Genomic DNA, 12,591 nt, shown 5'->3' on the forward strand with positions numbered 1-12,591 from the left:
AAGATAAGAGATTCGGCGAGCACTTTATCTAGTCGTTTTTATTAATATCCATTACCATAGGCACTGACTGTTCCTAATTATTAAGCTTGTTGGAGTGCCCTGTGCAAATAGCGTTATTGTCTGAAGATCCAAATCGTCAATCTGAGTTAGAGGCCATTGCCGCTCGCTGGGGATTAAAGCACGATGAAGATAATGTATTTGCGTTGGTATTAACCGATAAACAACTGGAATTGCGTAAACGTGATGAACCAAAACTTGGTGCAATTTTTGTTGATCTAGTATCGGGAGCAGTGGCTCATCGTCGTAAATTTGGTGGCGGTAAAGGACAATCTATTGCGAAAGCTGTTGGTTTAAACAAAGGTGCGACACCTATTGTTCTTGATGGGACTGCAGGGTTAGGTCGAGATGCGTTTGTATTGGCATCTCTTGGCTGTAAAGTGCAAATGGTTGAGCGTCATCCTGTTGTTGCCGCATTGCTGGATGATGGATTAGCTCGAGCAAAACAAGACGCTGAGATAGGCGTGTGGGTTGCTGAGCGCATGTCGTTATTACACGCTTCAAGTCATGATGCATTAGAGCAATTGATGGCTCAAGATGATTTTGTGCAGCCAGATGTTGTGTATTTAGACCCTATGTATCCGCATCCGGTGAACAAAAAGAAAAGCGCATTAGTAAAAAAAGAAATGCGTGTCTTCCAATCTTTAGTTGGTGCAGATAATGATGCCGATGCACTGTTGGCACCGGCATTATTGATGGCGACAAAACGAGTGGTCGTTAAGCGCCCTGATTACGCAGAGTGGTTAGATAATCAAAAACCATCAATGGCGATTGAAACGAAAAAGAACCGTTTCGATGTTTACGTTAATGCCGCGATGGCTTAATCTTTAAATGGAACCACTAATACATCAATCGGACAGGTATTAATCACTTGTCTGGTTGATGATAGTAATTTACTCCAGAAGTCTTGGTGGTGCCCACAGACACAGACCACTAAGTTCACATCAAGATTTTCAATGGCTTCAGTCAATTCATTGCTTAAATCACCACTACTTACCAATGTTTTGTGGATAGGATAATCCGCAAATTCCACCAGATGTTTCATCGCTTCTTTTGAGGCTTCCATTGCTTGGTGTTGTGTTTCTGCTAGGTTGATATCAATCAGACCGGTATAAAGCTCTGCATAGCTAACATCAATATGAATAAAAGAAACTTTAGCATCTAACGCTTTTGCAAGACCAACGGCTTTACTTACTAGTGCCTTGCTCTCTTCTGTTAAATCAACAGCAACAAGAATGTGTTGGTAACTCATGATATATCTCCTTTAAATTCAAAATTGAATTATTTGATAACTATAGATTAGCACCAGAATTGTTCTTTTTTTGTCGTTTAGATCTCGTTCTGATTGATAGTTATTGATTAATCAAAGAACGAGGGATATATGATATAATTGTTAAAATTTCAGATGAAAATAGCTCATAAAGGAATCTAAAAATGTTAGCTCAAACTATGGTTGATCACCTAAATGCACAAATTAATCTAGAATTTTTCTCATCTAATCTATACTTACAGATGAGTGCTTGGTGTGAAGATAAAGGTTTTGATGGCGCAGCTGAGTTTTTCCGAGCTCACGCAGCGGAAGAAATGGAGCATATGCAACGTTTGTTTACTTATGTTAGCGAAACCGGTGCAATGCCAATTTTAGGTGCAATTGAAGCACCACAATCGGAATTCTCTGGCCTTGGTGATGTATTTCGTACAACGTTAGAGCATGAGCAAATGATCACTCAAGAGATCAACAAATTAGCTCATGTAGCTTTTACTTCTCAAGACTACTCAACGTTTAATTTCCTTCAATGGTATGTTGCTGAGCAGCATGAAGAAGAAAAATTATTCAAAGGAATTTTAGATAAAATTGACCTAGTAGGTGAAGATGGTAAAGCGCTGTTCTTTATTGATAAAGACCTCGCTGTTTTAGCTAAATCTGGATCTTCATCTATCATGGATAGTACTGCTGGGTAAGCTATACACCAGAAAGTCGTATGCCAACTATGATAAAAAGTAGATGAGGCAGTAAATATAGGTTGTTGCTTATCTAGCACTTTAGACAAGTATGTCGGAGGTGAGTATGATCAGTGGCGACCTAATTTTATTAGCGTTATTTACAGTGACAGGTATTAATATAATTCGATACCTAAGTACATTAAAAACCCTTCTTTTTGTTATGAGAGAGGCACATCCATTGCTGTATCAGCAGGTTGATGGACGTGGTTTTTTCACCACTCATGGAAATTTTGGTAAGCAGACCAAATTACTTCATTATTTATGGCAAGAAGAGTATCTCGATCATCATGATACGCTCTTTGTATTTAAATGTGAGAAAGCTCGTTATCTATTTATGTTATCTAGTGCGCTACTGGTTGTTAGTGTTGCGGTGTTTTTCTTAGTAATTAGTTTGGGCATCTAGCGCTGATAATAGTACACTCCATGCCAATTAAATTTGGGTGAGAGTGTCATGAAAAAAGTAGACGTAGTCGTTATCGGTGCCGGTGCTGCCGGATTAATGTGTGCAGCAGAAGCCGCTAAGCGTGGTCGTTCAGTATTAGTTGTTGATCATGCAAAAAAACCGGGGCGTAAAATCCTTATTTCAGGTGGTGGTCGCTGTAATTTCACTAATTACGATGTGACTGCGAGTAACTATGTCTGTCAAAACCCTCACTTTGTAAAATCGGCTTTATCTCAGTACACCAACTGGGACTTTATCTCTTTGATCTCTAAATACGGAATTGAGTTTGAAGAGCGCGAACATGGGCAACTTTTCTGTGTTGATTCAGCAAAAGAGATTGTCGATATGTTGCTTAAAGAGTGTGAATTAGTTGGTGTTAATTACCGTTATCGCTGTGAAATCTCTGACATTGAAAAAACGGACACAGGCTTTACGCTCATGCTTGATTCTGATGAGTTAGCGTGTGAATCTCTGGTGGTCGCAACGGGTGGTTTATCGATGCCAAAATTAGGTGCAACGCCATTTGGTTATCAGATTGCTGAGCAGTTTGGACTTTCTATGATACCAACGACTGCGGGCTTAGTGCCATTCACACTGCATAAAGAAGATAAAGAAGCATTTTCTGAACTGTCTGGTATTGCGATTCCTGTTGTTGTGGAATCAGAGAACGGTAGCAGCTTTAAAGAAAACTTATTGTTTACTCATCGTGGTTTATCTGGCCCGTCTATTTTACAAATTTCGTCTTATTGGAAAGCAGGACAAAGGGTAACGATTGACCTTCTTCCTAATGACGATTTAAGTGAAGAACTAGACAAAATGCGAGAGAGCAACCCAAATCAAAGCATCAAGAATTCACTTGCAAAATTATTACCCAAAAGAGTAGTTGAAACTTTGCTAAATAAGACTATTTTTAATGAGCGATCTCTAAAACAAGTCAATCCAAAAGAGCAACAAGAGTTATGCTCTTTACTTCACAAATGGCAAGTTTTACCAAATGGAACAGAAGGCTACAGAACAGCTGAGGTGACATTAGGTGGGGTAAATACAGACGAATTGTCTTCAAAAACAATGGAATCTAAGAAAGTACCTGGCTTGTATTTTGTCGGTGAAGTCATGGATGTGAGCGGTTGGCTTGGTGGCTATAATTTCCAATGGGCATGGTCTAGCGGATATGTAGCAGGAATTAATGTGTAGTTAGTTCCATTTTTTGCACCTTTGTTCGCCTTAATTTTATAAAACGCATACGTTTCTACCGTTTCAGTTATGGATGACATGTTGTTAATTTTATTTTTATAAGGGCTTAATAAATAATGCAAACTCTCTCATTTAGTGTTCAAAGCATTACGCATCTTAAAGAAGAGTGTGATTCACTATTAATAGAGAGGGCATCAGGATGTTTAATTCAGATATTCTCTTCTCAATCGATGGAAGAAGTCTCTACTTATCATTCTTTTTTACAGTGCTTATTTCCTCACGCTGAGATCGTTGGTCTCAGCGCAATTCATACCAGTATTAATTCCTCGGTATTTACCCAATCAACCATTGTATCTATCTCTACTTTTGATTCTTCAACCGTGACATCAGCGTCAATTGTCCATGGTGAGAATGAACCACTTGTTGGTCATCAATTATTAAGAAAATTATCCGTTAATCAGACGACAAAAAGCGTTATTGCCTTTAGTTGTTATGGCTCTGCAAGTAATTACAAACTCTTTGAAGCTTTTTCTGAGCAAGCTTACATTGTTCCTGTATCGGGCTGTGTAGCGACGAATACAGGTGAAGGAGCTTGGGTTCTGTTTAATGGTGAATTTTATCAAGACCAAATCGTTGCGGTTGCTTTACATGGTGAGAAATTACAGGCTTGGTATGAAGCTTTTGTTGAATGGAATCCGATTGGTAAATATTTTCGAGTTACTGCTTCTGAAGGTCGAGTGGTTAAAGCGATTGACCATATTCCTGCGTACGATTTTTATTGTAAGTACTTAGCTGACAACAAACCACTTGCGCTTAGCCAGATTCAAGCTTTTCCTTTAATGCTAGAGGAAGAGACGGCACGCATTATTAATACGGTTGAATCAATAACCAAAGAAGGGCATTTATTGTTTTCTGCTGAAGTGCCTGTTGGTGATGAGGTTAGATTATCGTATTACCATCCGTCATTAACACAAGAGCAAGTGAATCAAGGTGCGGCTCGTTTGGCGAATCGAAGACCTGAATCTATTTTTATTTATAACTGTGAATCGCGGATTGAAAATAGCACTGAATCAACAGAGTTACAGGCGTTTTCTGACGTTGGTTTATGTCAGGGTGTTTATGGAATGGGAGAGTTTTTCCGATCTCATAATCAGCAGATTTTACACCACAGTTTAACCTATCTTGCGTTAAGTGAATCAGAAGACGTCGCATCAGAATACGATACTTTTTCTCGTGCGCCACGAGTTCATAATTTAACGCCTCTGTTTTCATTAATTAAAAATTCAATTCAAGATTTGGATCATATGACTTCTGAATTGGAAGATAAAATTAGAGAGCAGTCATTGCGTTTAATTCAAACCTACCGCACAGACAGAAGAACGGGGTTACTTAATCGCACGGTATTGAAAGAGCGACTTTCCCATATAGCGCTAACGGATCATTTACTCTCTTTTAAATTAACCAATTTAAGCCAAGTGAATGAAAAGTATGGTTACCATGTTGGTGATAAGTTACTGCAAGATATTAGTTATTATATGAAAGAGCATCTAGGCTTAGCGATTGAGTCTGAAATTGAGCTCTACAGTATTGGTATTGCTGAGTGGGGTGTCATATTTAATAGTGATACTGCCAGTGAGGTATTACGTAAGCAGATTACTGGTTTTATTGAAAAACTAGAGCATGAAAATTTTGAACCTTATGGTTTAGATGATGTGGATTATTTAAGTGTTTCTATCTCTGGTGGTCTTATTAGTCGACGTGATTTTCCAACCATTGCTTCTGAAGACTTAATTCTAAAAACCGTAGAGGCAAGACGAATTGCTATGCGTCGTAATCGTCATTTGTGTAATGCCAGAGAGTTAATGAAAGAAGAGCGTTCCCGTCAAAATCAATTGGATTGGCTTACTTGTGTTAACCGAGCGATTTCTCAAAAAGGCGTACTGGTTTATGGCCAACCTATTTTTAAAGCGCATACACATGAATTGGCATCAACAGAATGTTTAATGCGAATTCAAGAAGACGATCAAATATTTGCACCGGGACAGTTTTTACCGGCTGTTGAGGGGACGCATCTTTATACTCGCTTAAGCCGAGAAATGATTTCGAGTATCTTTGAGATCATGCAATCGAATGATCTGACATTCTCGATTAATTTATCTCCTCAAGATTTATTAAGTGATAGAACTCTGGATTTATTAGAGTCATCCATGATCCGTTTAGATAACCCAATGAGAGTGGGGTTTGAAGTGTTAGAAACGGAACAAATTCAAGATTATGGACATATCATTGAGGTGTGTAATCATTTCCGACGTTTAGGTGCGCGAATTATTATTGATGATTTCGGTTCAGGTTATTCCAATATTGATGCGATCATGAAATTAGAGCCTCAGGTTATTAAGCTTGATGGTTCAATTATCAAAAATGTACATCAAGATAAGCGACAGCGTTTGATCTCTCAGCAAATGGTACAGCTTTGTCATGTATTAGATGCCAAAGCTGTGGCCGAGTTTGTTCATAACCAAGAGGTATGTTCAATTGTTGAAGATATGGGCGTGGATTACTTACAAGGTTACTTTTTAGGTGGGCCTAAATCGTTACACATTAAGACGTAAATTTATGTCCACTTCGTTCAGCTTGGAACACCGTTAAAAATTGATCGTAATAACATGAAAGAGCTTGAGCATTCTCTGGCTCTTTTACCATCTCTAAGACTTCAATTCCTGCTTCGCACGTACATAGATTACCTTCACTTTGATTCCTACGTAAATGATAGCGAGATGCCTCATCAGTTTGAATCTCCAAGCAAGGTAATGCGTTTAACCAAGGACTTTTATTCACCATTTTTTTTGCTTCTTGCCATGTCGCATCGAGCAGTACAAAAAGTTGTTTTTTGCTTGGGTCATATCGGTGGTGAAAATCACCACTGAGAACTGGCTCTTTACTTGGGAAGAGTAACCAGGTTTCAGTATCTGCTTGGTTTATTTTATTAATAAGTTCTTGAGGTGGTTCTTTTCGTTGCCATGTATATTCCGTTGTATTGGACAGGCTATTGCGGATCAATTTTCCTGTATTGGTGAGCTTGTGGCGCTCATTTTCATGATAGAGCAATGCAAACTCAATGTTCGAGCTTAAATTTGGTTGATGCGCACAAATACAATTATGAGTAAATCCACAAGTAGAACAGGTCATGAATATGTCCATTATTGACTGGTTGAAAACAGGGTTAACCCTGATTTTATTGGAAAGGTAACGCCATTCACCGTTTCTTTATCCGTATGAATTTGTTTTCCTTTTTTAGTGAATGTTCGCTCAGCAATTAAGTACTGGCGTTGATGACGGCTCATTAATACATGCACATGGTCATCACGAGTTGCCTGCCATACTCCCGTCTCAACTAATGGCTCTTCACCTGTTTGATTATCATAGGTAGTGATTGCTGAGTGATCAGGATTTAAAACCAGATTAATATTTAGGCCAGGTGTTGTTAGCGTACTGGTTCCTTGGTAAGTACCAACCCAATTAAGCGTAGTATCTTTGGGTGCTAATGTTCCACAACCTTTATAAGTTGTATCATTGATCGTAACTTCAGAATTCCAACCATAAATAGACTCAACCATGCTGTCGTTGCACAAGCCTTTTGTCATGATTAACGAGAAATTCTCGCTTTGGTATTCTCGTCTTGTCGGAGTAAATTCCTGTTTGGTGATAGGTTGTTTTTGGGTTTGATTTCCCATTTTAGAAAAGGTTAATTCCCCATTTTTTACCTGCATATTCCAAAACGGTTCATTACCAAATGCTTTGGTTGGTTGTGGTGGTTGGGCACAACTTGGGCCTTCCCCTGCAACTAAACGATTAATATGCGACACAACAAATCGAGCTGGGTAGTCGCTAGAAAAACCGCCTTTAGGTGGGGCTTCAAAATGACCAATAAATTCACCATACATTGCTTGGTAAGGTCTTGATTGAATGTCTGTTCCAGCTTTCCATTGTCTTGGAGATAGGTTTACCCAGTACTGTTGATCACTATTACAAGGTTGAATACTTTGAGACTCATGACCAATGATTACTGTACCTCTCAACATAAAAGTATGAGGTGAGTTAATCTCATTTTGTTGAGCTACCATATTATTTTTAGATGCTGATGTTTGTTGGCTGCACCCAGTCAATAATAGCAATGTGGCACTAATTAGAGCGGTTAATGATGTTTTCATTATAGGATTCTCAACATGGTTGGTTTAACTCTGGGAGTGAGTATGCCATAGGACATGATAAATGCGTGAAAATTCACCTTTGTCAGAGCTATTAGTAGGATTTTAGCGTAAAATGCCGGGGTTATTTTAAATGAGTAAAGAGAGCTAAGAAAAAATATGAGTTGGAACCTTTCGCCTTCAGACGTATTTAGTGCATCACCAGTTGTTCCTGTTATGGTTATCGAACAATTGGAAGACGCTGTACCAATGGCTCAAGCACTTGCAGCTGGTGGAATTAATGTGTTCGAAATTACGCTTCGAACAGCGGTTGCTTTAGAAGCAATTACTGCAATTCGTAAAGCGATGCCAAAAGCATTGGTAGGCGCTGGTACTGTGATTAGTACGCATCAGTATGACCAAGCTGTTGAAGCAGGTGCTCAATTTATTATTTCTCCAGGGTTTACACCAAGTTTGTTAGCCCATGCTAAAACAGCGGATGTTCCACTAATTCCAGGTGTTGCAACGCCTTCTGAGGTGATTCGAGCAATCGAATTAGGTTACTCTCATCTTAAGTTTTTCCCTGCAAGTGCATTTGGTGGTCCATCAGTATTGAAAGCGATGGCTGCACCATTACCACAAGTTCAATTCTGTCCAACTGGTGGCATTAATCCACAGAATGTCAATGATTACACAGCATTAGATTGTGTGGCCACTGTGGGTGGTTCTTGGATGCTACCAAAAGATGCAGTAGCAGCAAAAGATTGGAATAAAGTAACGTTATTAGCAAAAGAAGCGGTTGAACTAATTAAGTAATCGTATCTCTATATTTGTCACATCTATGCCTTATGTATTAGGTGTGACAACTCTTCCCATTGTTCTATTGGTAATGGTTTACTGTATAAGTAACCTTGTGCAATATCACAGCCTAATGAACGCAATATCTCTGCTTGTTCTTTTGTTTCAATTCCTTCCGCTACAATGGATACATTAAACCCCTTTGCCATATGAATAATCGCACTCGTTATTGATGTGTCGGCATTTTCACGAGTTAAGCTTTTCACAAATGAGCGGTCGATTTTCAAGCAATCAAAGGGCAGTGTGTGTAAGTATGAAAGTGACGAGTAGCCTGTACCAAAATCATCAATTGCAATATGCACACCAAGCGCTCGAACCTTATTTAACAATTCAATAATAAAAATATCGTTATTTAATAAACGAGATTCAATGATTTCTAAACTTAAGTTTTTAGGTTTAAGACCGGATTCTATTAACGCATCTTGTAAGCGTTGAAAGCTATTTCCATCATGCAGTTGCTCTGTTGATACATTTACATGCATAACAAAGTCTTCTGGCCATTCACCTGATGCAATTTTCTGTGCAGTGTCGATGCACGCTTGTCTTAATACCATACGACCAATATTGATTATCATGCCGTTATCTTCCGCTAAAGGAATAAATTCATTAGGAGAGATAAGCCCTCGCTGTGGTGAATGCCAACGAATTAACGCTTCGGCACCATGAATTTTACCGTCTTCAAAATTCACTAATGGTTGATAGTAAGGGAGTAACTCTTCATTTTTTATTGCGTGCGATAGCTCTGCAGCTAGCTTGGTTTTTTTCTGAGAGATATCGGCCATATAAGGTTCGAATACCGCCAGTTTGTTTGATTTACTTTGCGCATGAGCAAGTGCCAAACTAGCACTACGTAACCAATGCATAGCATCGTGATTATCGAGTTGATACACCAATCCCGTAGATAATTGGATAACAACCTCACCAGAGGCGGACTGTATAGGGGTATTAAATATAGACTGCAGTTGCTGGGCGTAATTAATTAACTCTTGAATATCATCAATATGATAAAAGAAAAGAGCAAACTCAGCGCCGCCAATGCGGGCTATTTCAATATTTTGGTCTTGGTAATGGGTTTTTAATCGTTCTGAAATATCAACAAGAAGATGGTCACCACTTAAGTGTCCAACAGAATCATTGATGTCTCGAAAGTCATTAATGGTAAAAGAGATGAGTCCCGATTTATCAGTAATAGCAGGAGAGATAACGTTATCAAGACCTGTTCGACTGTATAGATGAGTCAGTGAATCATAAGTTACTTTATCTTGTAGTTCTTGAAACGATCGTTTTAGGTTGTTTGCCATAAATTTAAACGAACGAGTGAGAACCATGACTTCTTGAGTTGTGCAATTAATTGGTAAAGGTGTATCCCAATTACCTTGAGCTAGCTCTTTTGCTGAATTAGCCGTATCAATAATCGGCTTTATTAATTTTCGAATGACATAAATCGCAAGTACGAAAGCGATAAGACAGGCGATAACGGTACTAATAATGGTGAACTGTCGTCGCTGTGGCAATGCACCAAGTAGGGTTGATTCAGGTATTGATGCAATGATATAGCCTTCAACAGGAATACGTTTCCGGAAAGGACTGATCATCATAAAGTGCTTTTGGCCATCAATATTTAATGAGATTATTTTTTCTTGTAATGCATTATCAAATCCTACTTTTTCCATATATAGAATCGTCTCTTTAACTACTGAGTTCTCAATGGTGTCTATGTGGTAGATATCATGATGCATTGGCGCATTAGGCGTATGATCTGAATGTAGCCAGACGGTTCCATTACTATCAACAATAGAGATGTTTCCGTTGATTTCATCGGCTTCCTGATCTAGAAAAGTATTAAACGAAGTCAGTAAAACATCTGTTGTAATAACGCCTTCAAGTTCTTTATTTTTATTATAAACAGGAGCTATGGCCGACAATAGAGAGGACGCATTTTCTTCTACATTGGTATAAATATCACTCCATCGAGCTTTCGGATCTTCGAGTGACTTTTGATACCAAGGTCGAAGTCTAGGGTCATAATTTTTGATTATGTTAAGTATTGGGGTATTTGAGTTATCCCCATTATAAATATATAGATGATTGTCTATATTTTGCTTTTTTAAAAATAAAGATATGGTGTTATCACTTCTGTTTTTTCTAAAACCAATGTAATCGCCTTGTTGACTTCCGTAACCAATGATATCAACTTGGTTCAGAGTACTGACTTCTTTTTTTAAGTTTTGATTTAGGTAACGCTGTAGCTTCTTAGCATTTTCTGGCAAATAAAGCTCATTACGCTCAATCGTATTGCGCATATTGATATTGGCGTTTAATGGGTCTTCTAATTGATGGTAAAGAGCCGCATCGATACTACGAGAGGAAGAATCTAATAACTTTTCACTGATGTGACTGATCATGTCTCTATAAATGCTTGCTTGACTGTTAAGTACCACTGTCATGATCAAAGTAAAAATGATCATAAATGGAATGGTAATAGCAAACCTTAGAGATATGTTGTTTTTACATGACATAAAAATAGCGACCAGAATCACATTTAATAGAATGGAGTCGCGTATGCTATCAGCAATAGAAAAGAGAAATATGTCTCAATTGTTGGATGGCGAGAGATTGTTCAGTTTTACGTTTAAAGTAGAGATGAGAGTTGAGTGCGCTTTGTTAAAGGAATAGGAAAAAGCGAGAAGACTGGTGTTGGTATTACAACACCAGTTATATTATTTTTTAGACCCTAGACCCTAGACCCTAGACCCTAGACCCTATAGTTTCTAGCGCTTAGCTGCGATATCTCGCAGAGCTTGTTTCTCTGAATCAGATAAGAAAGCCAGATCTAAACCATTAATTTGAATTTGTTTAAGTTGCTCTGGCGTTAAGCCAACTTTTGGTGCCGCAACTTCATATTCATGAGGTAACTCAATTCCCTCAACCGCTGGGTCATCGGTATTAAGACACGCTTTAACACCGTACTCTAAGAATGTCTTAATTGGGTGAGATTCAAATGAAGCAACCGTACTCGTTTGGATGTTAGAGGTTAAGCAAGACTCAATACCAATGTTGTTTTTAGCTAGGTATTCCATCAGTTTTGGATCTTCAATGGCTTTAACCCCATGACCAATTCGTACTGCGCCAAGCTCATTAATTGCTTGCCACATACTTGCAGCACCTGCTGCTTCACCTGCGTGTACAGTGACACGAAGATCTGCGTCTTTCACTTGTTTAAAGTGATTCACAAAAAGGTCACCTGGTTGGCCTAACTCATCACCAGCAAGGTCGATTGCAACTAATTTGTTTTTTTGAGTCAGTAGGCCATCTAATTCTTGTTGGCAAGCATCTTGACCAAAGGTACGACTCATAATACCGATTAAGTTAGCCTTAATACCAAAATCACGACAACCGGCTTCTACACCATCAACAACCGCTTCAACAACACCAGCAATAGGTAAATTGTGTTTCATTGCCATGTAGTATGGTGAAAAGCGTAATTCAGCGTAATCAATTTGAGCATTCATTGCGTCTTGAACATTTTCATATGCCACACGACGACAGGCATCTAAATCACCAAGAACAGCAACACCCCAATCAAGTTTCGATAAGAAAGCCACAAGACTTGGCTCGGCTTCCACAATTTGTACGTGAGGGCGAAGTGCTTCGATATCATACGCAGGTAGATCTAAACCGAACTTTTGACCTAAATCCAAAATGGTTTCAATGCGAATATTTCCATCAAGGTGACGGTGTAGATCCGTTAAAGGAAGTTGTTTAATGATCATTATTATTTTCCTAAAAAGTGTCCCAATTCCATTGGTGCATCGGCATTGGTATAAAACTGAATATAAGTAGATATTA

At 38.6% G+C, this 12,591-nt stretch carries 11 protein-coding genes; 6 read left to right on the forward strand and 5 right to left on the reverse strand.

Annotated features, from left to right (window positions below):
• Positions 1-101: 101 nt before the first annotated feature.
• Entirely contained in the window at positions 102-881 is a 780-nt protein-coding gene (locus AVFI_RS00370; protein ID WP_017019547.1) for a class I SAM-dependent methyltransferase, read from the forward strand.
• Here AVFI_RS00370 and AVFI_RS00375 read toward each other — a convergent pair.
• Complete coding sequence (locus AVFI_RS00375; protein ID WP_054775392.1) at positions 878-1,309, reverse strand: universal stress protein; 432 nt, start codon at positions 1,307-1,309, stop codon at positions 878-880. The two genes, AVFI_RS00370 and AVFI_RS00375, sit on opposite strands and share 4 nt — an antisense overlap.
• A 182-nt stretch (positions 1,310-1,491) precedes the next feature.
• Here AVFI_RS00375 and ftnA point away from each other — a divergent pair, with 182 nt between their 5' ends.
• From ftnA to AVFI_RS00395, 4 genes are all read left to right on the forward strand, one after another.
• Complete coding sequence (gene ftnA, locus AVFI_RS00380) at positions 1,492-2,019, forward strand: non-heme ferritin (protein ID WP_012532788.1); 528 nt, start codon at positions 1,492-1,494, stop codon at positions 2,017-2,019.
• Between the two features lie 106 nt (positions 2,020-2,125).
• Complete coding sequence (uspB, locus tag AVFI_RS00385; RefSeq protein ID WP_012532818.1) at positions 2,126-2,464, forward strand: universal stress protein UspB; 339 nt, start codon at positions 2,126-2,128, stop codon at positions 2,462-2,464.
• A 48-nt stretch (positions 2,465-2,512) separates the two neighbouring features.
• Complete coding sequence (locus AVFI_RS00390) at positions 2,513-3,697, forward strand: BaiN/RdsA family NAD(P)/FAD-dependent oxidoreductase (protein ID WP_199414884.1); 1,185 nt, start codon at positions 2,513-2,515, stop codon at positions 3,695-3,697.
• A 116-nt stretch (positions 3,698-3,813) separates the two neighbouring features.
• The gene (locus tag AVFI_RS00395) at positions 3,814-6,309 is read left to right on the forward strand and encodes a bifunctional diguanylate cyclase/phosphodiesterase (RefSeq protein ID WP_188863323.1); all 2,496 of its coding nucleotides are present in this window, start codon (positions 3,814-3,816) and stop codon (positions 6,307-6,309) included.
• On the opposite strand, the gene AVFI_RS00400 is transcribed toward AVFI_RS00395, so the two are convergent.
• Both AVFI_RS00400 and AVFI_RS00405 read right to left on the reverse strand, forming a co-directional pair.
• Entirely contained in the window at positions 6,299-6,886 is a 588-nt protein-coding gene (locus AVFI_RS00400) for a tRNA-uridine aminocarboxypropyltransferase (RefSeq protein ID WP_188863322.1), read from the reverse strand. The two genes, AVFI_RS00395 and AVFI_RS00400, sit on opposite strands and share 11 nt — an antisense overlap.
• An 11-nt stretch (positions 6,887-6,897) precedes the next feature.
• Positions 6,898-7,908, reverse strand: a complete 1,011-nt coding sequence (locus AVFI_RS00405) for a hypothetical protein (RefSeq protein ID WP_155655286.1) — start codon at positions 7,906-7,908, stop codon at positions 6,898-6,900.
• A 156-nt stretch (positions 7,909-8,064) separates the two neighbouring features.
• Between AVFI_RS00405 and AVFI_RS00410 the strand changes: the two genes are divergently transcribed.
• Entirely contained in the window at positions 8,065-8,700 is a 636-nt protein-coding gene (locus AVFI_RS00410) for a bifunctional 4-hydroxy-2-oxoglutarate aldolase/2-dehydro-3-deoxy-phosphogluconate aldolase (protein ID WP_005416953.1), read from the forward strand.
• A 23-nt stretch (positions 8,701-8,723) separates the two neighbouring features.
• On the opposite strand, the gene AVFI_RS00415 is transcribed toward AVFI_RS00410, so the two are convergent.
• Both AVFI_RS00415 and add read right to left on the reverse strand, forming a co-directional pair.
• On the reverse strand, positions 8,724-11,210 hold the full coding sequence (locus AVFI_RS00415) for a bifunctional diguanylate cyclase/phosphodiesterase (RefSeq protein WP_252653952.1): 2,487 nt from the start codon (positions 11,208-11,210) through the stop codon (positions 8,724-8,726).
• A 303-nt stretch (positions 11,211-11,513) separates the two neighbouring features.
• Positions 11,514-12,515: an adenosine deaminase gene (gene add, locus AVFI_RS00420; RefSeq protein ID WP_012532722.1), complete on the reverse strand. Its 1,002-nt coding sequence runs from the start codon at positions 12,513-12,515 to the stop codon at positions 11,514-11,516.
• Positions 12,516-12,591 lie beyond the last annotated feature (76 nt).

Origin of the sequence: Aliivibrio fischeri ATCC 7744 = JCM 18803 = DSM 507, assembly GCF_023983475.1 — a bacterium.
Taxonomy (GTDB): Bacteria; Pseudomonadota; Gammaproteobacteria; order Enterobacterales; family Vibrionaceae; genus Aliivibrio; species Aliivibrio fischeri.

Coding starts and splice junctions, on each gene's coding strand:
- AVFI_RS00400 (WP_188863322.1), bottom strand. CDS start 6,886: ATGACCTGTTCTACTTGTGGATTTACTCATAATTGTATTTGTGCGCAT.
- AVFI_RS00410 (WP_005416953.1), top strand. CDS start 8,065: ATGAGTTGGAACCTTTCGCCTTCAGACGTATTTAGTGCATCACCAGTT.
- AVFI_RS00395 (WP_188863323.1), top strand. CDS start 3,814: ATGCAAACTCTCTCATTTAGTGTTCAAAGCATTACGCATCTTAAAGAA.
- uspB (WP_012532818.1), top strand. CDS start 2,126: ATGATCAGTGGCGACCTAATTTTATTAGCGTTATTTACAGTGACAGGT.
- ftnA (WP_012532788.1), top strand. CDS start 1,492: ATGTTAGCTCAAACTATGGTTGATCACCTAAATGCACAAATTAATCTA.
- AVFI_RS00375 (WP_054775392.1), bottom strand. CDS start 1,309: ATGAGTTACCAACACATTCTTGTTGCTGTTGATTTAACAGAAGAGAGC.
- add (WP_012532722.1), bottom strand. CDS start 12,515: ATGATCATTAAACAACTTCCTTTAACGGATCTACACCGTCACCTTGAT.
- AVFI_RS00405 (WP_155655286.1), bottom strand. CDS start 7,908: ATGAAAACATCATTAACCGCTCTAATTAGTGCCACATTGCTATTATTG.
- AVFI_RS00415 (WP_252653952.1), bottom strand. CDS start 11,210: ATGATCATTTTTACTTTGATCATGACAGTGGTACTTAACAGTCAAGCA.
- AVFI_RS00390 (WP_199414884.1), top strand. CDS start 2,513: ATGAAAAAAGTAGACGTAGTCGTTATCGGTGCCGGTGCTGCCGGATTA.